19 protein-coding genes and 1 pseudogene are annotated in these 23,140 nt (G+C 70.1%); 15 read left to right on the top strand and 5 right to left on the bottom strand.

The window, feature by feature from the left end; all coding sequences use genetic code 11:
- Positions 1 to 91: 91 nt before the first annotated feature.
- The 3 genes from ACPW96_RS12505 to ACPW96_RS12495 all read right to left on the bottom strand — a co-directional run bounded on the left by ACPW96_RS12505 (position 92) and on the right by ACPW96_RS12495 (position 3,406).
- On the bottom strand, positions 92 to 1,723 hold the full coding sequence (locus tag ACPW96_RS12505) for a tannase/feruloyl esterase family alpha/beta hydrolase (protein WP_425883454.1): 1,632 nt from the start codon (positions 1,721 to 1,723) through the stop codon (positions 92 to 94).
- 270 nt (positions 1,724 to 1,993) lie between these two features.
- Positions 1,994 to 2,797 (bottom strand): IclR family transcriptional regulator, encoded by an 804-nt coding sequence (locus ACPW96_RS12500; RefSeq protein WP_425821208.1) that lies wholly within the window; start codon positions 2,795 to 2,797, stop codon positions 1,994 to 1,996.
- Positions 2,798 to 2,836: 39 nt separating this feature from the next.
- Positions 2,837 to 3,406 (bottom strand): carboxymuconolactone decarboxylase family protein, encoded by a 570-nt coding sequence (locus ACPW96_RS12495; RefSeq protein ID WP_425883452.1) that lies wholly within the window; start codon positions 3,404 to 3,406, stop codon positions 2,837 to 2,839.
- Between the two features lie 146 nt (positions 3,407 to 3,552).
- Here ACPW96_RS12495 and ACPW96_RS12490 point away from each other — a divergent pair, with 146 nt between their 5' ends.
- The 7 genes and pseudogenes from ACPW96_RS12490 to ACPW96_RS12460 all read left to right on the top strand — a co-directional run.
- On the top strand, positions 3,553 to 4,503 hold the full coding sequence (locus tag ACPW96_RS12490; RefSeq protein WP_425821206.1) for an alpha/beta hydrolase fold domain-containing protein: 951 nt from the start codon (positions 3,553 to 3,555) through the stop codon (positions 4,501 to 4,503).
- 60 nt (positions 4,504 to 4,563) lie between these two features.
- Positions 4,564 to 5,373: an SDR family NAD(P)-dependent oxidoreductase gene (locus tag ACPW96_RS12485; protein WP_425883450.1), complete on the top strand. Its 810-nt coding sequence runs from the start codon at positions 4,564 to 4,566 to the stop codon at positions 5,371 to 5,373.
- Positions 5,374 to 5,464: 91 nt separating this feature from the next.
- Positions 5,465 to 6,244, top strand: coding sequence for an SDR family NAD(P)-dependent oxidoreductase (locus ACPW96_RS12480; RefSeq protein WP_425883449.1), 780 nt, complete (start codon positions 5,465 to 5,467; stop codon positions 6,242 to 6,244).
- A gap of 45 nt (positions 6,245 to 6,289) precedes the next feature.
- Positions 6,290 to 7,165, top strand: coding sequence for a fumarylacetoacetate hydrolase family protein (locus ACPW96_RS12475; RefSeq protein ID WP_425883447.1), 876 nt, complete (start codon positions 6,290 to 6,292; stop codon positions 7,163 to 7,165).
- Positions 7,162 to 8,160 carry a fumarylacetoacetate hydrolase family protein gene (locus tag ACPW96_RS12470; RefSeq protein WP_425883445.1) on the top strand — a complete coding sequence of 333 codons (999 nt, stop codon included), beginning with the start codon at positions 7,162 to 7,164 and terminating at the stop codon, positions 8,158 to 8,160. The genes ACPW96_RS12475 and ACPW96_RS12470 overlap by 4 nt, the downstream gene beginning before the upstream one ends.
- Before the next feature lie 55 nt (positions 8,161 to 8,215).
- A complete protein-coding gene (locus ACPW96_RS12465) occupies positions 8,216 to 9,097 on the top strand; it encodes a nucleoside hydrolase (protein ID WP_425883443.1) in 882 nt (293 codons plus the stop codon).
- Positions 9,094 to 11,784: pseudogene (locus tag ACPW96_RS12460) on the top strand (family 78 glycoside hydrolase catalytic domain); the annotation flags it as partial. The gene ACPW96_RS12465 and the pseudogene ACPW96_RS12460, both read left to right, overlap by 4 nt.
- A gap of 147 nt (positions 11,785 to 11,931) precedes the next feature.
- Here ACPW96_RS12460 and ACPW96_RS12455 read toward each other — a convergent pair.
- Complete coding sequence (locus ACPW96_RS12455; RefSeq protein WP_425883442.1) at positions 11,932 to 13,509, bottom strand: peptide MFS transporter; 1,578 nt, start codon at positions 13,507 to 13,509, stop codon at positions 11,932 to 11,934.
- A 108-nt stretch (positions 13,510 to 13,617) separates the two neighbouring features.
- Here ACPW96_RS12455 and ACPW96_RS12450 point away from each other — a divergent pair, with 108 nt between their 5' ends.
- The gene (locus ACPW96_RS12450) at positions 13,618 to 15,066 is read left to right on the top strand and encodes a M1 family metallopeptidase (protein ID WP_425883440.1); all 1,449 of its coding nucleotides are present in this window, start codon (positions 13,618 to 13,620) and stop codon (positions 15,064 to 15,066) included.
- A 12-nt stretch (positions 15,067 to 15,078) separates the two neighbouring features.
- On the opposite strand, the gene ACPW96_RS12445 is transcribed toward ACPW96_RS12450, so the two are convergent.
- Positions 15,079 to 16,524 carry an MFS transporter gene (locus tag ACPW96_RS12445; protein ID WP_425883438.1) on the bottom strand — a complete coding sequence of 482 codons (1,446 nt, stop codon included), beginning with the start codon at positions 16,522 to 16,524 and terminating at the stop codon, positions 15,079 to 15,081.
- Between the two features lie 139 nt (positions 16,525 to 16,663).
- Here ACPW96_RS12445 and ACPW96_RS12440 point away from each other — a divergent pair, with 139 nt between their 5' ends.
- From ACPW96_RS12440 to ACPW96_RS12410, 7 genes are all read left to right on the top strand, one after another.
- Positions 16,664 to 16,864 carry a hypothetical protein gene (locus ACPW96_RS12440; protein ID WP_425883436.1) on the top strand — a complete coding sequence of 67 codons (201 nt, stop codon included), beginning with the start codon at positions 16,664 to 16,666 and terminating at the stop codon, positions 16,862 to 16,864.
- A gap of 34 nt (positions 16,865 to 16,898) precedes the next feature.
- Entirely contained in the window at positions 16,899 to 17,669 is a 771-nt protein-coding gene (locus ACPW96_RS12435; RefSeq protein ID WP_425883434.1) for a GNAT family N-acetyltransferase, read from the top strand.
- 193 nt (positions 17,670 to 17,862) lie between these two features.
- Positions 17,863 to 18,783 carry a cyclase family protein gene (locus ACPW96_RS12430; RefSeq protein WP_425883433.1) on the top strand — a complete coding sequence of 307 codons (921 nt, stop codon included), beginning with the start codon at positions 17,863 to 17,865 and terminating at the stop codon, positions 18,781 to 18,783.
- A gap of 325 nt (positions 18,784 to 19,108) precedes the next feature.
- On the top strand, positions 19,109 to 19,489 hold the full coding sequence (locus ACPW96_RS12425) for a hypothetical protein (protein WP_425821196.1): 381 nt from the start codon (positions 19,109 to 19,111) through the stop codon (positions 19,487 to 19,489).
- A gap of 9 nt (positions 19,490 to 19,498) precedes the next feature.
- A complete protein-coding gene (gene menC, locus ACPW96_RS12420; RefSeq protein WP_425883431.1) occupies positions 19,499 to 20,632 on the top strand; it encodes an o-succinylbenzoate synthase in 1,134 nt (377 codons plus the stop codon).
- A 2-nt stretch (positions 20,633 to 20,634) separates the two neighbouring features.
- Positions 20,635 to 21,552: a hypothetical protein gene (locus ACPW96_RS12415; RefSeq protein WP_425883429.1), complete on the top strand. Its 918-nt coding sequence runs from the start codon at positions 20,635 to 20,637 to the stop codon at positions 21,550 to 21,552.
- Between the two features lie 116 nt (positions 21,553 to 21,668).
- On the top strand, positions 21,669 to 23,129 hold the full coding sequence (locus tag ACPW96_RS12410; RefSeq protein ID WP_425883427.1) for an alpha-hydroxy-acid oxidizing protein: 1,461 nt from the start codon (positions 21,669 to 21,671) through the stop codon (positions 23,127 to 23,129).
- Positions 23,130 to 23,140: the final 11 nt, after the last annotated feature.

Below are 23,140 nucleotides of genomic sequence, written 5' to 3'. Positions count from 1 at the left end.
AGCGCCAGCGAGACGAAGCGCGGTGACCCGACCTCGTGAAGCCGGTCCGCGCCCCGCCTCGCTTCGCGCTCAGGAGTCGACGCTCAGCGGCTCAGCCCGTCACGCACTGGAACGACGCGGCATCCGCGATCGATCCCGACCCGGTGTACTGCGGCCAGGACGGGTACTCGCACATCGGCCGGGACCGGTTCGCTCCCTCATTGGCGTCGAAGGCGACGAGACCCGTCGGGGCGACATCGTCCTCGACCCACGCCGTGAGGGTGCCGAGCCCGTCGTACTTCGCGTTGAACGGCCCCTGGCCATGACCCCAGCCGGGAACCTCGTAGAAGCGGAGGAACGAGTCCAGCTTCTCCTCGCCGAATGCGGCCACCTGCCGCTCGTAGTACTGGATGGTGTTGTGCGGCGTGATGAAGTCGTCCGCTGTGCCGTGCGTGAGCAGGATCTTCCCTCCGCGCGCCCGGAACGGCTCGAGGCTCACATCCGTGACGTCCATGATCTTTCCGACCTCCTGGATGCGGTCGGCCCAATCCGCCGGGTCGAACGCCATCGTGTCCAGCGACGGATCGCGGGTGACGATGTACTTGGACGTCTGGTCGAGGATGATGTACTGCAGCGCCTCGGAGCCGTCGATGGGGTTCGACGGCACCGGATCGGTTCCGAAGCCGGCGAAGCCCTGATAGAGCGCGCCCTCGAACAGCGCGCTCTTCGCGAAGACGCTGTTGCCCGCGATCTCGAAGCCGAGGTCGTAGTCGGTGGCGATCTTCACCGCCGATGCGAGTTGGGCATCCGAGAGACACGAGTCGCCCTCGTCGGCACCGCTCGGACACCTGAGCACCGTGACGTCGAAGGCGTCGTTGCAGCCGGACACGTTGCTGATGACCTGATCGTCCGCGCCGTCGAGCCCGTCGCACGTGGCGTACACCGTGTCGGTGATGAGCTTCGTCTTCGCGGGGCTCAGCCATCCGGCTCCGCCGTTGCCGTACAGCGCGTCGCGGAAGTTCACCGCCCCCTCGTGCATCATCGTGACGTTGTACGCGGGGTAGTTCGCGATGACGCCGTCATAGTCCTTCGGATACCGCGCCGCCGCGTCGAGCGCCTCGTGGCCGCCCTGCGAGCCGCCGGCGAAGTAGAAGTACGACGGCTTCTTCCAATAGGCCGCGGCGATGAGAACCATCGCCGCGTCGTGCGCCTTCTTCACCGACTGCTGGCCGTAGTTCAGGAGCGCTTCGTCGTTGAGCCCGAACGTGCCATCGAAGCCGGGTCCGCCCTGGTGACCCCCGTCGCTGCCGAGAGTGACGTAGCCCTGGTCGATGGGAGCGGGTTCACCGACCGGCTGTGCCGAGTACTGACCGAGCCCCGTGACGAGGCTTCCGTCGTACCCGCCACCGCCGAACTGCAGTGCGCGGCCGTTCCAGTCCTTCGGCAGGTTCACTTGAAATTGCATGCCGGGAGCCCCGGCGTTCTTCGGCCAGATCCAGCCGACGACGCTGCAATAGCCCCCGGCATTCCAGGTCGCCGACTCGACCGCCGCGCCGCCCGTCGGCAGTCCGATCAGCTGCTGAGGGATCTTGATGTACTTCAGCACCGAACAGACCCGCGGGCCGAGTTCCGGGGGTCCCCAGCGGGTCGGTGCCGCCGCGGCGGCACCGCCTCCGGCAACCAGTGATGCGATCGTGACCGCTCCGACCGCGACTGTCGCGGCGAGCCTCCGTATCCGATTCATTGACGCTCCTTCGCGCTCGGTTGGTCTCCCCCGCAGTGGCGCCGATCTTGTTCGTACGATCGTTAACAATCTTGGCGACAGGAGGCAGGCTAGCCCGCGCGCGAGTCGGCACAATGCCCGAATCAACCCGGATCGAGTTGGCGCCCTTCGTCTCGTCGCTGCGCTCTGCGCTCGGGGACCGGGGCTCGCCGCTGGCTCCTACCGGTCGCTGAGCGCCCTTCGTCTCGTCGCGGCGCTCCTCGCTCGGGGACCGGAGTGTGGTCGCGCCGCTCAGGTGGCGCGCAGCAGCCGCGAGATCTCGTCGGCCGTCGCCCGCAGGCGCTTCAGCAGCGGTCCGCGCAGTGACGCCACATCGTGCCGGGAGGACGCGACGGCGATGTTGATCGCCGCGGCCGGCTTTCTCTCGTCGCGGCCGAACACGGGCACCGACACCGAACGCAGACCCGCGGCCACTTCCTGATCCTGCAGGGAATAGCCCTGCTCGCGGATCGCTTCCAGGCGCTCGCGCAGATCTTTGAGCGACCTCGCGGCGTTGGGTCCGGCATCCGCCCCGAAATCATGGTTCGCCAGCGTCGCCCGGAGTTCGTCGTCGCTGAGGTATGCGAGCAGCAGCTTGCCCATCGACGTGTAAGCGGCCGGCAAGGTCGAGCCGACCTGAATGTTCGCGGTGACGAGATCCGAGTTCCGCAGCCGCGCGAGGTACAGCACCTGATCGCCGACGAGCACTCCGAGATTGACCGTCTCACCCGACTCCTCGGCCAGGTGGCGCAGCGGCTGTTCACTCAGCTGCACGATGCTAGACCCTCGCAGGGCGGCCGAGCCGAGGAGCAGGACCGCGACTCCCGGGCGGATGCTTCCGTCGGGCAGGCGCTCGAGGTACCCACCTTCCTCGAGCGTGGCCACCACGCGAAACGCCGTCGGCATCGGGATGCCGGTGCGATCGCAGATCTCTCGGAGCTTGAGCGAGGTCACCGACTCGTCGAAGAGCCTCAGCACGTCGAGACCCTTGGCGAGGGCCTCGATGCGATAGCGGCTGCCGGGCTTTGCGACCTCGGCTCTGTCGTCGGCTTTCATAGAGTGGAAACGTATCTCAGCCTCGTGCGGCCCGCAATTTCACCCGCCGACACGGAACACCCGCAGCTGAAGTGCCAGCGTGGAGTAGTACCCGACGAGCGAGGTCAGTTCGAACACGACGGCATCGCCGAGAGTGCTGGATGCCTCCGCCCAGCGCACGTCATCGAGATCGCCGTCGAGCAGCGCCACCACGGTGTGGCCGACGACCGCCTCGTCGCCCTCGAACGATGACAGGTCCTCCGTCCGGATCGCGCTCAGTTCCGCCTCGGTGAGGCCCACCGCTCTGCCGATGGCCTCGTGTGCCTCGCGCTCGAAAACGCTGTGCCACCGTGCGGCCACCAAGAGGATGGCGATCTCCCGCGCGCGATCGGTGAGGTGTGTGCGGTACCGGATCGCGGCGCCGAGGTGCTGCAGGGCGGCGCCCACGGCGGGCGACAGCAGCAGCGCATCGAAGGGTCCCCGCAGTGAGCCGTCCTCGGCGGTCAGCGCGAAATGCTGCGGCCCCTGGGCGCGCGGGCCGCCCACGATCGCGTCATACAGCGCGCGCTGGTCGGAGTTCAGCGCGGCGGGCGGCCTCGGCTGGATGCGCGGCTGGAGAGAAGCTGCCATGGAATTCCTCCTAGGCCAGTGGGTGTGAATCTGATTCAATCAGTAAAAGTTACTTTTGCTTAGCGAATAGAGCGAACCGCAGGAGCCGGGCCGACCGCACGAACCGGGCTGACCGCACGACCCGCACGAACCATTGGAGGACCAGCATGGCCGAGATCCACGATGTCGCCCTCACCGCCGCGGAGTTCGACTTCCGCCTGCGTGTCTACCCGGCGCCCGAGCCGACAGGCGGCGTGCTGGTCTGGCTCCATGGCGGGGCCTTCATGTTCGGCACGCTCGACATGCCCGAGGCCGACCAGGTCGGTCGGCGGCTCAGCGCCGCCGGCACGACCGTCGTGTCGGTCGACTACACGCTCGCGCCGCTCGACGCGCTCGACGCACTCGGCCCGCCCGAGCCTCGTGAGGGGATGCCCACCCCCGAGCAGATGAAGGCCGAGATGGATGCCGCCGGCCCGCGTGCGGCCTATCCCGTGGCGTCCCTCCAGACTGTCGCCGCTTTCGACTGGGCGGTGCAGAACGCCGGGCGCTTCGGCGGATCACCGGGGCGGGTGGCCCTCGGCGGGGCGAGCGCCGGAGGGAACCTCGCCGCCGGGGCCGGAGTACGGCTCCGCGACCGGGCGTCGGCAGACGGCGCAGCTGCTGTGCCGAGCGCCCTCGCCCTCGTGTACCCGGTGCTGCATGCCCCGCTGCCGCCGGCGAGCGAGGAGCTCGTGGCGCTGCTCGCGGGGCTCCCGCACTCACTCACCTTCCCGCCGGAGTCAACGGACGCCATCAACCGCAACTATCTCGGTGGCGGCGACCCCCGCCAGGCACACGCGATCGAACCGTATGCCTTCCCGGGCGGACACGACATGACCGGCTTGGCTCCGACCCTGATCGTGACCGCTGACCGGGATCGCCTGCGCGCCTCCGGCGAAGCGTTCGCGGCCGAGTTGGCGCTGGCCGGCGTCGACGTCCGGCTCGTGCGGCTCCGCGGCGCGCTGCACGGCTTCCTGAACGAGCTGGGCGATCCGGCGGCCGAAGCGACTCTCGCGCTGCTCGCCGATGCTGTCGCGGGAGCGCCGGCCGCGTTGACACCGGCCCTCAGCGTCCGCTAGATTCATTGAGCGAAAGCAGATTTCATTCAATGAATACACCGACCACGTGAGGAGGCGCCCATGACGGTCCCGAACACCATCGACGCCGCACCCGGGGCATCGACCGAGGCCGACACCGGCTGGCTCGGTCTCGAGGGCGCCCGGGTGCTCATCGCCGGCGCCGGCGGGATCGGCGGCGCGTGCGTGCTCGCGTTCGCCGGAGCCGGGGCATCCGTCGCCGTCGTCGATCGCGACGCCCGCGCACTCGACGCGATCGGCGCCGACCTGAGCGCGATGGCGGCCCCCCATGCGCTGATTCAGGCCGATCTCACCGAGCACGGGGCCGGCGGCCGCGTCGTCGCCGAGACCGTCGAGCGCCTGGGTGGCCTCGACGTCCTGCTGCATGCGGTCGGCATCAATGACCGCCGGCCGATCCTCGACTTCACCGAGGACGAGTGGGACATGATCCTGCGCGTCAACCTCTCCTCGCTCTTCGGCCTCGCGCAGGCCGCCGGCCGCCACATGGTCGAGCAGGGCCACGGCCGGGTGCTCGCGCTCTCGAGCGTTTCCGGGCTGCTCGCCCATCACTCGCACGGCCCCTACGCCGCCTCGAAGGGCGGCATCAACCAGCTCCTGCGCGTCATGGCGCGGGAGTGGGCATCGGCGGGTGTCACCGTCAACGCCCTCGCGCCCGGCTACATCGAGACGCCGCTCACCGCCGACCACCTGTCCAAGCCCGGCAAGCGCGAGGAGCTGGAAAACCTCGTCCCCGCCGGACGGCTGGGAACCCCCGACGAACTCACCGGTCCGGCGCTGTTCCTCTCTTCGCGTCACGCCGGTTTCATCACGGGACACGTGATGTACATCGACGGCGGACGCACGCTGGTCTGACACACGCAGTTCCCCGCGCCCGAGCCCTGAACCCTGAGCTTGTCGAAGGGTCGAAGGGTCGAGGAGTCGAGGGGTGGAAAAGGAGATCACCATGGCAGACATCTATCCCCGCTTCGCCGGCAAGACCGTGCTCGTCACCGGCGCCGGCACCGGCTTCGGCGCCGAGATCGCGGTGCGCGCGGGCCAGGAGGGCGCGAAGGTCGCCGTGCACTACCGGTCGTCGAAGGCGGGCGCCGAGGCCACCCTGCAGCGCATCCGGGATGCCGGCAGCGACGGCATCCTGGTGCAGGCCGACATCGGCTCGTGGGACGCGATCAACAAGATGGCGGATGAGGTGTTCGAGGCGTTCGGCACGCTCGACGTGCTCATCAACAACGTCGGCGACGTGTCGAGCGAGCAGATGTCGTGGCAGGAGCTGACGCAGGAGGCGCTCGACGCGGTCATCGACATCGACGTCAAGGGCACGCTGCTCATGACCCACGAGTTCGGCGCCCGGATGCTGGAGCAGGGGCACGGCAGCATCGTGCAGGTCGGGTCGACGGTCATCGTCCGGGGCAGCGCGCGGGCGCCGCAGTACGCCGCCGCGAAGTACGCCATCCTCGGCATCACGAAGTCGTACGCCAAGGCCTTCGCGCCGACGGTGCGCGTCAACACGTTCGCGCCGGGCTTCCTGGAGACCGAACGCCTTCTGAACCGCGAGGACTGGAAGAGCGGCCGTCGGGAGGTGCTGCTGTCGCAGACGCCGATGGGCGTCATCCCGCCTCCCGAATTCGTCGCCGGAACCTGCCTGTGGCTCGCGACCGACGAGGCCGCGCACCTGACCGGCTCCTACATGCTCGCCGACGGCGGCTTCAACATGGTCGGCGCGTGACCCTTCGACGGGCTCAGGGACCGAAAACACAGGAGGAATAGACACATGAAGCTCATCACTTTCGACGGCGGACGCGTCGGCCGGCTCGAACTCGAGGAGGGCATGGTCATCGAACTCGACGTGCCCTCGACCCGCGAGTACTTCGAGCGGGGCGGCGAGGTCGGCGAGACCGGCGAGCGCCTCGCCTTCTCCGACGTGAAGCTCGAGGCGCCGATCCGCCCCAAGAAGTTCTTCCACACGGCGGGCAACTTCGCCGACCACCACAACGAGCTCGCCGCGGTCGACTGGTCGCATCCGGTGCACAAGGGCATCGTGTTCTTCCAGAACGTCGACGCGATCATCGGCCCGGACGACGCCATCGTGTACCCGGAGAGCCTCACCAAGGAACTCGACTACGAGCTCGAGCTCGCCATCATCATCGGCAAGCCCGGCAAGTTCTTCGGTCCGGACGAGGCGCAGGACTACATCGCCGGCTTCACCGTGTTCAACGACATCACGGCGCGCGACATCCAGCGCAAGGAGATGGAGTCGGGGGTCTTCTCCTTCAGCAAGGGCATCGACACGTTCTGCCCCATCGGCCCGTGGATCGTCACCGCCGACGAGGTGCCCGACATGCACGAGCTGCCGATGCAGCTGCGCGTCAACGGCGAGGTGCGCCAGCAGGGCAACACGAACCAGACGCGCATCAGCTTCCCGCACCTGGTGGCATACCACTCGCCGCAGATCTACAGCGCGGGCGACATCATCACGACGGGCACGATCTCGGGCGTCGCCGCTGTGCAGCCGAACCCGTTCGACTTCTACCTGAACCCCGGCGACCAGATCGAGGCCGAGATCACCGGCATCGGCACGCTCCGCAACCACGTGGTCAGCTGGCAGGACGCCTACGGCGAGCCGGCGCCGGAGCGGGTGGACTGGTGAGGCTCGCCAACCTGGCGGGGCGCGCCGTCGTGGTCACCCCTTCGACGGGCTCAGGGACCGGCGGGGCGACAGCCTCGGGAGCCGGCGCGGTGGACGTGGAGCGTGCGTCGAACGGCCGTTTCGGGCCTGATCCGCAGGCGCTGTTCGACGAGTGGGATGCTTTCGCCGCGTGGGCGGGGCAGGTTCCGGATGGGCCGTCCGCACCCCTCGACGAATCCGCTCTGCGCGCGCCCGTCCCGCGTCCCCGGCAGGTCTTCGCCATCGGCCTCAACTATGCCGAGCACGCGGCGGAGGCGGGATACCCGCCGGATGCGATGCCGGTCACCTTCACCAAGTTCCCGACGAGCATCGTCGGGCAGGACGAGGTCATCGAGCTCCCCGACGGCAACGTCGACTGGGAGGTCGAGCTCGTCGTCGTGATCGGCCGCGAAGGGCACAAGCTCGACCGTGACAGCGCGTGGGACCACGTCGCCGGCCTGACCATCGGCCAGGACCTCTCCGAGCGCATCACGCAGCTGCAGGGCTCTGCGCCCCAGTTCAGCCTCGGCAAGTCGTTCCCGGGCTTCGGCCCCACCGGGCCCTGGCTCGTGACGCCCGACGAGTTCGCCGACCGCGACGACCTCGCCATCTCCTGCACCCTGTCCGGGGAGCAGATGCAGTCCTCGCGCACGTCGATGATGCTCTACGACGTGCCGGAGCTGCTCGTGCGCCTCTCCGCCGTCTGCCGACTGCTGCCGGGCGACATCATCTTCTCGGGCACCCCGGCGGGCATCGGCAACCGTCGCACGCCGCCGCGCTTCCTCGGGCCCGAGGACGTGCTCTTCAGTGAAATCGAGGGCATCGGCACCCTCACCACCCGATTCACCCGCCGAACCCGGTCGCTGAGCGGAAACCCGGTCGCTGAGCTGAACCCGGTCGCTGAGCCGAACCCGGTCGCTGAGCCGAACCCGGTCGCTGAGCTGAACCCGGTCGCTGAGCGGAAACCCGGTCGCTGAGCGGAAACCCGGTCGCTGAGCCTGTCGAAGCGTCGAACGACACAAAGGAGTCCACATGGCCGCCACCCGCTGGCGAGCGATCGTCGACAACGACTTCGCCGGCGACCCGGACGGGCTCGTCTCGCTCGCCCACGTGCTGCTCACGGATGACGTCCGCGTCGAGCTGATCAGCTGCACGCCGGTCGATCCGGGTCTCGCGGGGCTCGTGGGAGTCGATCCCACGTCCACCGCGGCCCTGGGCGGGCGGGAAGCGCACGCGCTGCTCGAGGTGCTGTCGATGGAGGGCCCGGACATCGTCGTGGGCGCCGAGGCGTTCGGGTCGGGCGCGGAACCCTCCGCCGCCGCCCAAGCGATCGTCAAGACCTGCATGGCCGATGGCGATGTCCCGCTGGCGATCCTGTGCGGCGGTCCGCTCACGAACATCGCCGCCGCGATCACGCTGGAGCCGCGCATCTGCGAACGCGCGACCTTGGCGTGGATCGGAGGCAGCGGCGCCGCATCTTCGGGCGACGGCGCTTCCCCCGAATACAACCGCGATACGGATGCCGCGGCCGCAGCCTTCGTGCTCGCATCGTCCATCCCTGTCGTGCAGGTGCCGCGCGAGACGTACGAGCGCCTCCGGATCTCCCTTGCCGAGGTCAAGTACGACCTGGCCCACGGATCCTTTCTCGGAGCGTGGCTCGCGGACCGCCTTCTCGACGTGCCGCACTTCGTGACCCTGCACGGGGCGATCACTCTGGGCGACAGCGCGCTGGCCGCCCTCGTCGGGCTCGACGCGACGTTCGGACCTCCGTCATCCGAACGCGGGCAGACGAGTACCGGCGAGCCGTTTCGCCGAACGGTCAGCGACATCGACATGCGGCTGCTGTGGGGCGATTTCCTCGCGAAGCTGCGACTGCACGAACGCGAGTCTCACCACCGGGAGGACGCTCGATGACCGCCCCCGAATCGACGGCGAGTGGATGCCGGGCCCTCAGGGTCGAGTATCTTCGCGCGCCGATCGGCATCGGCGTGCGAGTGCCCCGCTTCTCGTGGATCGCCGATCACGCGCAGGATGCGTACGAGCTGGAGGTGTCCACCGCGGACGGCCGCTCGGTCTGGCGCAGCGGAACGGTCGCCGGCGCGGAGACATCGCTGGTGCCCTACGCCGGCAAGTCTCTCGGCTCGAACTCGGCCTGCAGCTGGCGCGTGCGCAGCCGGGCTGCCGGCGGAGTCGACGGAAATTGGACCGAGTGGGCGACATCCACGTTCGAGACCGCCTTGCTGGACGCGGCCGACTGGGTCGCCGCGTGGGTCGAGCCGACCCAGCAGGATGCCGTCGTCGAGCGCTGGAGCATCCTCGACTGGATCCGCGGCCTCGGCCCCGACAGTCCGCCGGAGGAGCGGCTGCGCCCGCCGCAGCTGATCCGCCAGTCGTTCGTCGTGCCGAGGCGGCTCGCGCGCGCCCGCCTCTACGCCACCGCCCGTGGCGTCTACTCCGCCTTCGTAAACGGCCGTCGAGCCGATGACCAAGTGCTCGCGCCGGGGTCCGACAGCTACGAACACCGCATCTCGGTGCAGTGCTACGACGTGACCCAGGCGCTCACCGAGGGCGAGAATGTGCTCGGGATCGCACTCGCCGACGGCTGGTGGGCCGGCCGGCTCGGCCTCACGGGTTCGAGTGCCCAGTTCGGCACCCGGACCTCCGCGATCTGGCAGCTGCAGCTCGACTACGCCGACGGAACGACCGAGGTCGTGGCATCCGGGACCGACGCGCGGAGCGCGCCCGGCCCGTGGGCGTACGCCGACCTCTTCATCGGCGAGCAGTTCGACCGCCGGGCGATGCCCGTCGGCTGGGATCGCGCCGGCTTCGACGACCGCGAGTGGACGCCGGTGGCCGACGTCGGCCGCGACCACAGCCTGCTGCGTCCCTTCACCGGCGAGCCCGTCCGTCGAGTGAACGACTTGGCGCCGGCACAGATCACCGCAACCGCCGAGGGAGCGATCGTGGATTTCGGCCAGGTACTGGTCGGTCGGGTGCGCCTCCGGTTGCGCGACACGACCCCGGGTCAGCGGGTGATGATCGAGCACACCGAGACCCTCGCGGCCGACGGCACGTGGTTCGCGAACATCACCGGGATCAACAAGGAGCAGGCTGACGTCTACGTCGCGGCCGGCGGGGGCGCCGAAGGCGACGCTGAGACCTGGGAGCCGGAGTTCACCTTCCACGGGTTCCGGTACGCGCGGATCAGCGGACTCAGCGCTCCGCTCCAGCCGGAGGACGTCACCGCCGTCGTGCTGGCGAGCGACCTGGAGGAGACCGGGTCGTTCTTCACCTCCGACGAGCGCCTGAACCGCCTGCACGAGAACGTGGTGTGGAGCCAGCGCGGCAACTTCCTCTCCATCCCGACGGACTGCCCGCAGCGCGAGCGCGCCGGCTGGGCCGGTGACCTCCAGGCGTTCGTCGGGGCGGCCGCCAACAACGCGCAGATCGTTCCGTTCCTCTCGCGGTGGCTCGAGAACCTCCGAGCGGATCAGCTGCCGGACGGCCGCATCCCGATCTTCTCGCCCCGTTCCCCCTTCGACGCGGAGGCTGCGGCGAGCGCCCAGGGGATCGGCGCCATCGTGGCCGCGGCCGGCTGGAGCGACGCGATCGCGATCGTGCCGTGGACGCTGTTCGAGCGGTACGGCGATCGTCATGTGCTCGAGGAGAACTACGACGCGATGCTGCGCTGGATCGAGTACCAGCACCGCATCGCGGCATCCGAACTGCCCGACGCCCTCGTGGGCGCGGATCTGCCCGAGGAGCGTCTCCGCGCCCAGGCCCTGCTCTACAACACGGGCTCGCACTTCGGCGATTGGCTGACGCCGAGCACCATGGAGGGCAAGCCGACGCACGAGGCCATCGGCATCGCACCGGCGCTCACGAGCGAATACATCGCGCCGATGTTCCAGGCGCAGACGCTCGCGATCGCCTCGCGTGTCGCGTCCGTGTTGGGCCGGGACGCGGATGCCGCAGGCTTCGCCACCAGGGCGGCCGACCTGCGCGCCGCCTTCGCGGCGGAGTACGTCGACGAGCACGGCGACCTGCCGGTGCGCCTTCAGGGGGTCTACGTGCTCGCGCTCGCCTTCGGCATGGTGCCGGGCGAACGACGCGCGCGCACGGCGGCGCGGCTCGTCGAGCTGATCCGCGACCGGGGCGATCGCCTCGACACCGGGTTCCTCTCGACCCCGCACCTGCTCGACGTGCTCTGCGACTCCGGCTATCCGGAGGTGGCGCGCGCCCTCCTGTGGCAATCCGAGATGCCCTCATGGCTCTATGAGGTGGACCGAGGCGCGACAACGATCTGGGAGGCGTGGGACGCGATCGCCCCCGACGGTGAGATCCGGCCCATGTCGTTCAACCACTATGCGCCGGGGAGCATCGACGACTGGCTGTATCGCTGGGTAGCCGGCATCCGCCCGACCTCACCCGGCTACCGGACCGCGGTCCTGCAGCCCGACTTCGACGCGGGGGTCGACGCGGTGCGCGCCTCCGTGGGCACCCCCTACGGCCCGCTCGCGGTGGAGTGGACGCGGGCGGGAGACGCGGCATCCGTCACCGTCGAGGTGCCCCACGGGGTGACCGCGACCCTCCGCACGCCGGAGGGCGAGCTGCCGCTGGATGCCGGGCGCAGCACGCACCGGGTGGAACTGGCTACCGCACCCCCCCTCAATGGGGCTCCGCCCCAAACCCCCGAGGTGCTAGCGCACCCTCCCCTCAATGGGGCTCCGCCCCAAACCCCCGAGGTGCTACCGCACCCCTGCCATCAGCCTCAGCACGGGCTTGACCGCGAAGAGCAGGGCGGCGCCGATCCCGATCGCGATCAGGCCGAGGATCGCGAAGTAGGGCAGCTCGTTGTCGACGTCGAAGAACTGGGCCAGCCATCCGGAGATCGCCGTGCCGAGCGCGACCGACAGGAAGAACAGGGCGACCATCTGGGTGTGGAATGCCTCCGGCGCGAGCTTCGTGGTGACCGAGAGGCCGACCGGTGAGAGCAGCAGCTCCGCGACGGTGAACACGAAGAGGATGAGCACTATCGCGAGCAGCGGCGTCGAGTTCGCCCCGCCGCCGGCGAACGGGATGAACAGCAGGAACGCGAGCCCCATGATCATCGTGCCGAGCGCGAACTTCACCGGGGTCGAGGGCTGACGCGTGCCGAGCTTCGTCCACAGTGCGGCGAAGACTCCGGAGAGCACGATGATGAACACCGGGTTGATGGACTGCACCCACGACACCGGCATCTCCCAGCCGAACAGGTCGCGGTTGAGCTTCTTGTCGGAGTAGATGGTGAGCACCGTGAACTGCTGCTGGTACAGCGACCAGAATCCGACGCTCACGATGAAGAGCGGGATGAACCCGAAGACGCGCGAGCGCTCGGTGGGAGTGATCCGCTTGCTCGAGAGGATGACGGAGAAGTAGGCGATCGTCGAGCCGAGCACGGTCACGATGACGACGGCCGACAGGTTGTCGGCGCGGATGACTCCGACGAGGATCAGCACCGCGATGAGCGCGATGCCTGCGACCGCCAGGCCGATGAACAGGCCGTAGCGGGACCGGGGCAGCGGATTGCGCACCACCCGCGACTCGGCCGGCAGGTCCTTGCGTCCGAACGAGTACTGCAGCAGTCCGATGCCCATCCCGACCGCGGCGATCGCGAAACCCCAGTGGAAGCCGAGGGCCGACTGCAGCAGGCCCGTCAGGATCGGACCGAGGAAGGCTCCGAGGTTGATGCCCAGGTAGAACAGCGAGAACCCGGCATCGCGGCGCGGGTCCTCGGGGGTGTACAGGGTGCCGACCACGGAGGTCGCGTTGGCCTTCAACCCGCCGGATCCGAGGGCTACGAGCACGAGGCCGACCCCGACGCCCGTGAAACCGGGCAGGATGGCGAGCGAGATGTGACCCGCCATGATCACGACGGCGCTGACGAACAGCACGCGCTCCGAGCCGAACATGCGGTCGGCCAGCCACGCCCCGACGATCGTGGACAGGTAGACGGCGCCGCCATAGGCCCCGACGATCCCGGCCGCGGTGGTCTCGTCCATCGCGAGGCCGCCCTCGGCGACGGAGTAATAGAGGTAGATGAGGAGGATGCCCTGCATCCCGTAGAAGCTGAAGCGCTCCCACATCTCGACGCCGAACACGTGCGCCAGCGCCCACGGCTGCCCGAAGAACCGGGTATCGCGGTCGCCGGGATGGCCTGGCTGACCGAGGACCGGTGCCGCGCTGATGGTGGCCGCACGAGCATCCGCGCGGGTGCGGGGGGCATCCGTGTCCGAGGTGGGGGGTGCGACCGGCGCCGGCTCCGAGCCGTCGTGCGTCTCGTCCATGCGGTCAGGGTAGTGCTCGCCGGGCTCGGGCACGACCCCCTGGGCCAACCATGGCGCTGCCCGGAACCGCCGTCTAGCCTGGGGGAACCGAGACCGCTGGAGGCCTGCATGCCCGCTCGACGCCCCGCACCGCTGAAGATCCCGCTCGCCGCCGCGAGCGTCCTGGTCGCCTCGCTGTGCATCGCACCCGCCGCACACGCTGCACCCGGCAACCCCGGCACACCGCGGTACGGCCCCGGGACGGCAGGGGTGGGCGACCCGTACTTCCCCCTCGCCGGCAATGGCGGGATCGACGTGCTGCACTACGATCTCGACCTCGACTACACACCACCGGCTGCCGGGGCGCCGCTGACCGGCGAGCTGCAGGGCGTGGCGACGATCGACCTGGTCGCGACCCAGGATCTCCGCAGCTTCAACCTCGACCTTCGTGGGCTGACCGCCACCCAGGTCGTCGTCGGTGGCAAGGCCATGGCGTTCTCGCAAGACGACCAAGAACTCGTCGTCAGCCCGCGCCCGAAGCTGAAGGCCGGCGCACAGACCGAGGTCGTCGTGACCTACGGCGGCACGACGACCCGGCCGGAAGACATCGAGGGTGCGCTGTACGGCTGGGTCACAACAGCCGATGGCGCGATGGTCGTCAATGAACCCGACGGCGCATCGACGTGGTTCCCGGCGAACGACCACCCCACCGACAAGGCGTCGTACTCGTTCGAGATCACCGTGCCCGAGGGGCTCGTGGCCGTGGCGAACGGACTCCTGCAGGGGTCCGAGACCTCTGCCGGCCGCACCACGTGGCTGTGGGATGCGCCCGACCCGATGGCGGCCTACCTCGCGACCGCGACCGTCGGCGACTTCGCCTTGTCGCAGTACACGGCGGCCAACGGCACTCCGATCATCGACGCTCTCGATGACGACCTCACCGCCGACAACCTGGCCACGACCGAAGCATCGCTGGCGCTGACAGGAGAGATGCTCACCTTCTTCGAGGAGCGGTACGGCCCGTATCCCTTCATCGCCTACGGCGCGATCGTCGACGACGATTCGGTGGGCTACGCGCTCGAGACGCAGACGCGCTCGTTCTTCTCTCGCGTTGCCCGCGAGGGAACCGTCGCCCACGAGCTCTCCCACCAGTGGATGGGCAACCACGTCAGCCCCGAGCGCTGGTCGGACATCTGGCTCAACGAGGGCTGGGCGACCTACTCCGAGTGGCTCTGGAGCGAGGATCGGGGCCGTGCCACCGCCGAGGAATCCTTCCAGGAGGTGCTGGCCATTCCCGCCGACGACGAATTCTGGGAGACCGTTGTGCGGGACCCAGGGCCGTTCGGCATCTTCTCCGGTGCCGTCTACGACCGGGGTGCGGCGACGCTGCACGCCCTGCGAGGCGAGATCGGCGACGACGCGTTCTTCGCTCTCGCGAAGACGTGGGTCACCGAGTTCGGCGGCGGCACGGCATCCACAGACGACTTCATCGCGCTGTCCGAGTCGGTTTCGGGCCAGCAGCTCGACGCCTTCTTCGACGTCTGGCTGGCCGCGCCGACGAAGCCGGTGAGCTGGTAGCGCTGCGGGGAGCTACTCCGGCAGCGACGGATGCCGCTCACCCGGCGCGCGGTGCGCCGGGATGAGGAGCGCGAGCACCAGCGCGGTCAGCGCCCCTGCGCCGGCGAGCAGGTAGGTCAGCTGGAATCCGGCCGCCGAGGGGATCTGCATGCCGTCCTGCACGGTGGACGACGAAGCGAGCACGGCACCCATCACCGCCGCCGCCGTGCTCGTGCCGAGCGACCGGAACAGCGCGTTGAGCCCGTTGGAGGCACCCGTCTCGTTCTGGGGGACCGACCGCATGATGAGCATCGGCATGGCGGCGAACCCGAACCCGATGCCCACGCCGATGAGCAGATTCGAGACGAAGATGTGCCACACCTCGCTGCTCGCGATCAGCACGAACGCGTAGGCGGCGACGAGGGCGGCCGCGCCCATGATCAGCAGCACGCGAGGCCCGACGACGCGAGACAGGCGGCCCGACACCGGTGACAGCACCATCATCACGAGGCCGGCAGGCATCACGATGAGACTGGCCGCGATGAGCGACAGGCCGAAGCCGGCTCCGGTCTCGAGCGGAAGCTCGAGGATCTGCGGGAAGACCACGTTCGAGGAGAACAGCGCGAACCCCATCCCGATCGAGGCGAGGTTGGTCAGCAGCACGGGTCGACGGGCGGCGATCCGCAGGTCGAGCAGCGGCTCTGCGATGCGCAGCTCGAACCAGCCCCACACCAGCAGCACGAGGACGCCGCCGAGCCCGAGGGCGAGCGTCGGCGTGGAGAGCCAGCCCCACTCGTTGCCGCGGGAGATGGCGAGCAGGATGCCGGTCAGCCCGATCGCGAGTCCCGCCGTGCCGACGTAGTCGTAGCGCCCCGGCGTGCGCAGCACGCTGACCGGCACGATCCAGAGCACGAGCGCGAAGCAGACGGCCCCGAGCGCGGCGGCCAGCCAGAACAGCAGGTGCCAGTCCGCGTACTGGGTGACCAGGGCGCTGATCGGCAGCCCGAGCGCCCCGCCCACCCCGAGGGTCGCGCTGATCAGGGCGATCGCGCTGCTGACCCGGTTGGTGTGCAGCACGTCGCGCAGGATCGCGATGCCGAGTGGCACGACGCCGGTGACGGTGCCCTGCAGGGCGCGCCCGACGATGATGCCGAGCAGGCTCGTCGAGAACGCCGCGATGATCGAGCCGACCACGAGCAGCGCGAGCAGCAGCAGCACGATGCGGCGCTTGCCGTACATGTCACCGAGCCGGCCGGCGATGGGGGTGAAGATCGCCGAGGCCAGGAGAGTGGCGGTCACCACCCAGGCGGTGTCCTCGCGACTGGCGTTCAGCAGCTCGGGCAGCTGCGCCTGGATCGGCACGACGAGCGTGAACATGAACGAGGAGGCGAGGCCGGCGAACGCGAGCACGGCGATGATGGCGCCCTGCCGCGGCATCCGCGTGAGGCGCCGTCTTTCGTCCTCTTCGCGGGAACCCATCGCTTCAGGCTATCGGCGCGCGCTCGGCCGTCGGACCGGGCCCAGCCCGTGGGCGAGGAGCGGGCGATGGCCGGAAACCGCGGGCTCTGCCGTTGTCAACCCTCTTCTTGTCGCTGCAGGAAAGGGCGACGGTGACCGTATGACCTACAGATCCACTCTTGTCGGCGCACGGTCGTCCGGGTCCGCCGTCGGTCACGCGACCGCGGTCACGCTCGGCGCGAGCGGCATGGACAGCGGGCACACGTGGGTCGACCTCGGGACGATACCCGGCATGACGATTCCCGGCGGCACCGACCGCCCGCGCCCCTGGCGGCGGCTTCGGAGCCTCTTCCGCGCCTGAGCGGGCTGCATACGCCGGGTGGCAGACTTCACCCATGAGTGATGCGCCCGGTGTTGCCGATCAGCACGAACCCCGCAGCGCCGCCGAAGCGGCAACCAGCGGTCCTGCAGCGCCGGGGCCCAGCATCCGGAGCCTCACCACCGTCGACGAGATGCAGGAGGCATCCGACCTGCTGCGCGACGTCTGGGGCGGCGACCGCAACACGATGCCGGCGCCGCTGCTGCGGGCCCTCGCCCACTCCGGCAACTACGTGGTCGGCCTGTTCGAGGGGCAGCGGATGGTGGGGGCATCCGTCGCCTTCTTCGAGGCGCCGGCGCGGCGTGCGATGCACTCACACATCACCGGGGTGCATCCCGACCTGCAGGGCCACGGCATCGGCCGCGCGCTCAAGCAGCACCAGCGCGAGTGGGCGCTCGCCCGCGACGTCGGGCACATCTCCTGGACCTTCGACCCCCTCGTCGCCCGCAACGCGCACTTCAACCTCCGCGTCCTCGGCGCGCGCGTGACCGAGTACCTGCCCAACCAGTACGGGCCGATGGATGACGGCATCAACAGCGGCGATGAGTCCGACCGGGTGATGGTCTCGTGGGCGCTCGCCGCGCCTCCGGCGCCGACACCCGCGCCCGAGTCGGTGGTCGCCACCGTCGCGGTGCCGCACGACATCGAGACGATGCGCCGGGACAACGCCGCGGATGCCGCGCAGTGGCGCGTACGCGTGCGGGACGCGTTCCTCGGCCACCTGACCCACGGGCTCGTCGTCGGCGGGTTCGACGACTCGCAGGGGTATCTGTTCGTCCGGCGCTGAGTCCTGTTCTTCGGCCTTCGGGAGGCGACCCGCCTTCGGGAGGCGACGCGCCTTCGGGAGGAGATCCGCGGTCGGGAGGCGACGCGCCTTCGGGAGGAGATCCGCGGTCGGGAGGGCCGGAACGGCGGGATTCCTCCTCCGGACGGCAGATCTCCTCCCGTGGATACGGGCCCGCCGCTCGTAGGCTGGCGGAATGTCCGACTCCCGCGCCGCGGCGCAGTACCGCGCCCACTTCGACTTCACTCTCCGCTTCGCGAACGGCGGCGGTCTGACGGGCGAGGGGTTCCGGCTCGACGTTCCATCGGCCGACGTCGCCGAACCCGAGCTCGAACTGCTGCTCGTGCGACACCTCGGCCTCGCGCTCGTCGACACGGTGAGCCTCACGGGGCTGCGGATCGTCGAGGAGCCCCACCGCGGCAGCCGGGATGTCGAGGTGCCGGTGGCGCGCACGACCCGCGTCGTCGACCTGAGCCACCCGATCCGGGCGGGCCTCGTGACCTATCCGGGCCTGCCGGCCCCGACGATCACCCCGCATCTGACACGTGAGGACTCCCGCGCGAAGTATGCCCCGGGAACCGAGTTCGCGATCGACGTCCTGTCCATGGTCGGCAACACCGGCACCTACCTCGACAGTCCGTTCCACCGGTACGCGGAGGGTCCGGACCTCGCCGGGCTCGCGCTCGAGACCCTCGTCGGGCTCCCGGCCGAGGTGTTCCACCTCACCGACGCGGCGGAGCGCGGCATCCGCCCCGCGACGCTCGCCGACCGCGACGTCCGGGGTGCGGCCGTGCTGCTGCACACCGGGTGGGACCGTCACTTCGGCACTCCCGAGTACGCGACCGGGTCGCCCTTCCTCACCGAGGCGGGCGCTCGGTGGCTGATCGACGCCGGGGCGGCGCTGGTCGGCATCGACTCGCTGAACATCGACGACACGGAATCCGGCGGCGAGCGTCCGGCCCACACGCTGCTGCTCGGCGCGGGCATCCATGTGGTCGAGCACCTGACGAACCTCGGGGCCCTGCCGCCGCGCGGTGCGAGATTCACCGCCGCACCTCCCGCGGTCGAGGGCTTCGGGACGTTCCCGGTGCGCGCCTTCGCCGAACTGCCGGCCTGAGCCCCGGTCGCCGCCCTCGGCACGCCGCCGGTCCAGCATCCGCCGCTATGGCATCGACCCCTAGCCCTCACCCCTCCGCCTGCACGAGCTTCGGCGAGGATCACTCACTCCGGCCCTTTCTCGCCGATTCGCCCGAAGTTGACGACATTCTCCGAAGTTCGTGACGCGGCGCCACCCCCAGCTCACCCCTCCGCCTGCACGAACTTCGGAGAGAGTCACCCACTGCGGCCCTTTCTCGCCGATTCGCCCGAAGTTGACGACACTCTCCGAAGTTCGTGACGCCGCGGCCCACCGGTGACCGGCCGGCCGACGGTATCGTGCCGGGATGACGATTCCCGCCGACTGGACCCCGCACCGCCGCGACGACGGCGAGCTCATCGGGTGGATCCGGCCCGACGGCGACCTCTGGGTGCCCGTCTCGCTTCTCGGCCACGACGCGTCCGAGCCCCGCGAGTGGCTGGAGGCCGAAGAGGTGCTCGAGGCGAGGGGCCTCTCGTGGCTCGCCGACGTCTGGATGCTGGAGCGCGAAGGCCGCGATCCGCTCAGGGTGAGGATGGTCGAGGTCACGCCCGAACGGGTCGTCGTGCAGACCGATGACTTCGGCGCGATCGACATGCCCGTGCAGCGGCACGAGCTGCCGTGGCCCTCACCGGCCGTCCTCCGCCCGGCGCGGCCGACCGACCCGCTCGCCACACCATGGGGTTAGCCTGAGCGCATGCCCATCGCCCGGCCAGCGGCATCCATCGCACTCGACGGTTTCGAACTGCGCGTGCTGCAGATCCCGCTCCTGTCGCCTTTCACGACGTCGTTCGGCACCGAGCACGTGCGCGAGGTCATCGTCATGCGGGCGCTGACGGCCGACGGCGACGGCTGGGGAGAGTGCGTCACCGGTGCGGCGCCCCTGTACTCCAGCGAGTACACGCAGTCCTCGTGGGATGTCGCGCTCCGCTACCTCATCCCGGCCCTGCTGAAGCGCGAGCAGGTCGCCCCCGAGGATGTGGCTCCGGCGCTCGCGCCCTTCGTCGGACACCGGATGCCGAAGGCCGGCCTCGAGCTGGCCGTGCTGGATGCGGCACTCCGGACGGGGGGCCGCTCGCTCGGCGACTACCTGGGCGCCGAGCGCGACCGCGTGCCATCGGGGGTGTCGGTGGGACTGCAGAGCGACCCGGCCGCCCTCGTGGATGCCGTCGGCGGCTACCTCGACGAGGGGTACGTGCGGATCAAGATCAAGATCAAGCCGGGCCGGGATGTCGGGGACACGGGCGCCGTCCGCGACGCCTTCGGCGACATCCCGCTGCAGGTCGACGCGAATTCCGCGTACACCCTCGACGACGTCGCGGCCCTCGAGCAGCTCGACCGTTTCGAGCTGCTGCTGATCGAGCAGCCGCTGCAGGAGGACGACCTCGTCGACCACGCGACCCTGGCAAGACGGCTCCGCACGCCGGTGTGCCTCGACGAGTCGATCGTGTCGGTCAAGGCGGCGGCCGACGCGCTCGCGCTCGGGTCCGCCTCGGTGATCAACGTCAAGGCGGGGCGGGTCGGCGGCTACCTCGAGGCGGTGCGCATCCACGACCTCGCGCGCGGGGCGGGCGTGCCCGTGTGGTGCGGGGGGATGCTGGAGACCGGCATCGGGCGCGCCGCGAACGCGGCCCTCGCGGCGCTGCCGGGCTTCACCCTGCCCGGCGACGTCTCGGCATCGTCGCGCTTCTACGCCCGCGACATCGTGACCGAGCCCGCCGTGCTCGAGGACGGGCATGTGCGCGTCCCGACGGGCCACGGCATCGGCGTCGAGATCGACGCCGTCGCCCTCGACGAGTTCACCGTCGCCCGAGAGACCGTGCGGAGGTAGGGATGGGTTCTCGGATGCGGGGCGCGGCCCTCGCAATCGCGGCCTTGCTGCTCGCCGGCTGCGCCGCCCCAGGCCCAGGAGTCGGAGGCTCGGGAGCCGGAAGCCAAGGAGAGGGCACACCCACGCCGTCCCCCACCGCCGTGCCGCTGCCGGAGGGCATCTCGGTCGAATTCATGCAGCTGCGCGCCGACGTCGCGAAGCGCGCCGCCCAGGTGCGCGTCGTGAACGGATCCGATACGGATCTCGAGATCACCCGGCTCTCCTTCGAGGACGACTGGTTCGTCGAGCCCGCGGTGCGGGACCGGGTCTCCCAGCTTCCGGCGGGACGCACCCTGGACCTCACGATCCAGCTCGCCCCCTCGGAGTGCGACGACGAGCCGGAGCCCTCCGACCGTGTCAGCCGCGTGGTGATCGAGTACTCCGCCGAGGGGAGTGCCTTCACGTCCACGGCAGACCTTCCCGATCCCCTCGAGGTGATCCCCGCCCTGCACGCCCGGGAGTGCCTGCTGTCCGACCTGGAGCGCTCCACGGCCGTCGCGTTCACCGCGTTCCAGCCCTCCGAGACCGGGCAGGCGGCGACCCTCACCCTGACGCTCACGCCGACCGGCGAGGCGGCGAGCGAGGTGACCGCCATCCGGTCGACGAACCTCCTCTCGGTCGGTCAGGTCGACACGGCCGCCGACGTCTACCCGCTCGGTGTCGTCGTCCGCGAGGGCACGACCGATCCGATCGTCATCGACCTGCCGCTCGTGCCCTTCCGCTGCGACCCGCACGCCGTGCAGGAGGACAAGCGGGGCACGATCTTCGCCCTGGATGTCGCGATCGACGGCCAGGCCGGGGATGTCAACCTCGCCGCGCCGGAGGAGATGAAGGGGCAGATCCTCGACTGGGTCGCGGACTGGTGCCAGTTCGGCTCGTAGCGTGCGCGCGGGGAGCCGGGATCAGCGAGGGAGCCCCATCCGGGACGTGGAAGCGCTCCAGAGGGTGCAGACCTGCGCTCCGGAGGGCGCAACCCGGCCGACCCTATGCTGATCGCATGGCTCAGAGCAGCGTCGCTCCGCACGACCCCGCCGCCGCGCGGGGCAGTTCCCGCCGCACCCAATCGGAGATCTACCGAGCGGGCATCAGCGGCACGAGGCCCTCCGTCCCGGTCGACGCGGATGCCCTGGAGGCAGCCGCCCGCAAGACGCTGGGCGCTGAGGCCTTCGCCTACATCGCGGGCGGAGCGGGTGCCGAGCGCACGGTGGCCGCCAACCGGCGCGCGTTCGAGCGCTGGCAGGTGTGGCCCCGCCCCCTGCGCGACGTCGCGGAGCGCGACCTGTCGATCGAGCTGCTCGGCCGCCGTCGCCCGACGCCCTTCGTGCTGGCTCCGCTCGGCGTCATGGAACTCGCGCACCGAGACGCCGACATCGCGGTAGCCAAGGGCGCGGCATCCATCGGCGTTCCGTACACGCTCAGCAACCAGGCGTCGTTCGCGATGGAGGATGTCGCGGCGGCCGCGCCGGCGGGGGTCCGGCTCTTCCAGCTGTACTGGTCGGCGAACGACGAGTTGAACGGCTCCCTGCTGCGGCGGGCAGAGGCATCCGGCTGCGAAGCCATCGTCGTCACGCTCGACACCCACCTGCTCGGCTGGCGCACGCGCGACCTCGATCTCGCCTACCTGCCCTTCACTCGCGGACTGGGGATCGCGCAGTACACGAGCGATCCGGTGTTCCAGCAGCTCGTGCGCGAGCGCGTTCGGACGGCGGGCGACCCCTCGACAGGCTCGGGGACCGGGGTCGCTGGGTCCGTCGACCCCTCGACGGGCTCGGGGACCGGGGTCGCTGGGTCCGTCGACCCGGCGACAGGCTCGGGGACCGGGGTCGCTGGGTCCGTCGACCCCTCGACGGGCTCAGGGACCGGGGTTCGGATGACCGCCAAGACCGTCGCCGCCGGCATCCAGATCGCGCGCAAGGGCAGCGCACTGACGGGCGGCGGCCTGCGGGACTCGCTGCGCTCCCCGCTCCCGCGCGCCGCCGTCGAGACCTTCCTCGACGTGTTCTCCACACCGGCGCTGACGTGGACCGACCTCGCGAAGGCCCGGGAGTGGACGACCCTGCCGATCATCCTGAAGGGGATCCTCCATCCCGACGATGCGACCAGGGCGATGGATGCCGGGGTGGACGGCGTGTGGGTGTCCAACCACGGCGGCCGTCAGATCGACCAGTCCGTGCCGGCCCTCGCCGCCCTGCCAGGGGTCGTGGACCGCGTGCGCGGGGCCGTGCCCGTGATCTTCGATTCCGGCGTGCGGGGCGGCGCCGACGCCTTCATCGCCCTCGCGCTCGGCGCCACGGCCGTGGCGATCGGGCGCCCCTATGCCTACGGCCTGGCGATCGCGGGGGAGGCGGGTGTGCGCGAAGTCCTGCGCAACCACATCGCCGAGCTCGACATCACCCTGGGCCTCTCCGGATTCACGTCCATCCGGGATGTCGGGGCCGAGGCCCTTCGCGAAGCCTGAGCGACCCCGGT

The organism is Micromonospora sp. DT81.3, from assembly GCF_049847225.1.
In the GTDB taxonomy this organism is placed as follows: domain Bacteria; phylum Actinomycetota; class Actinomycetes; order Actinomycetales; family Microbacteriaceae; genus Microbacterium.
Note: the sequence above shows the minus strand (reverse complement) of the source record. Positions and strands in the feature narration are given on the sequence as shown.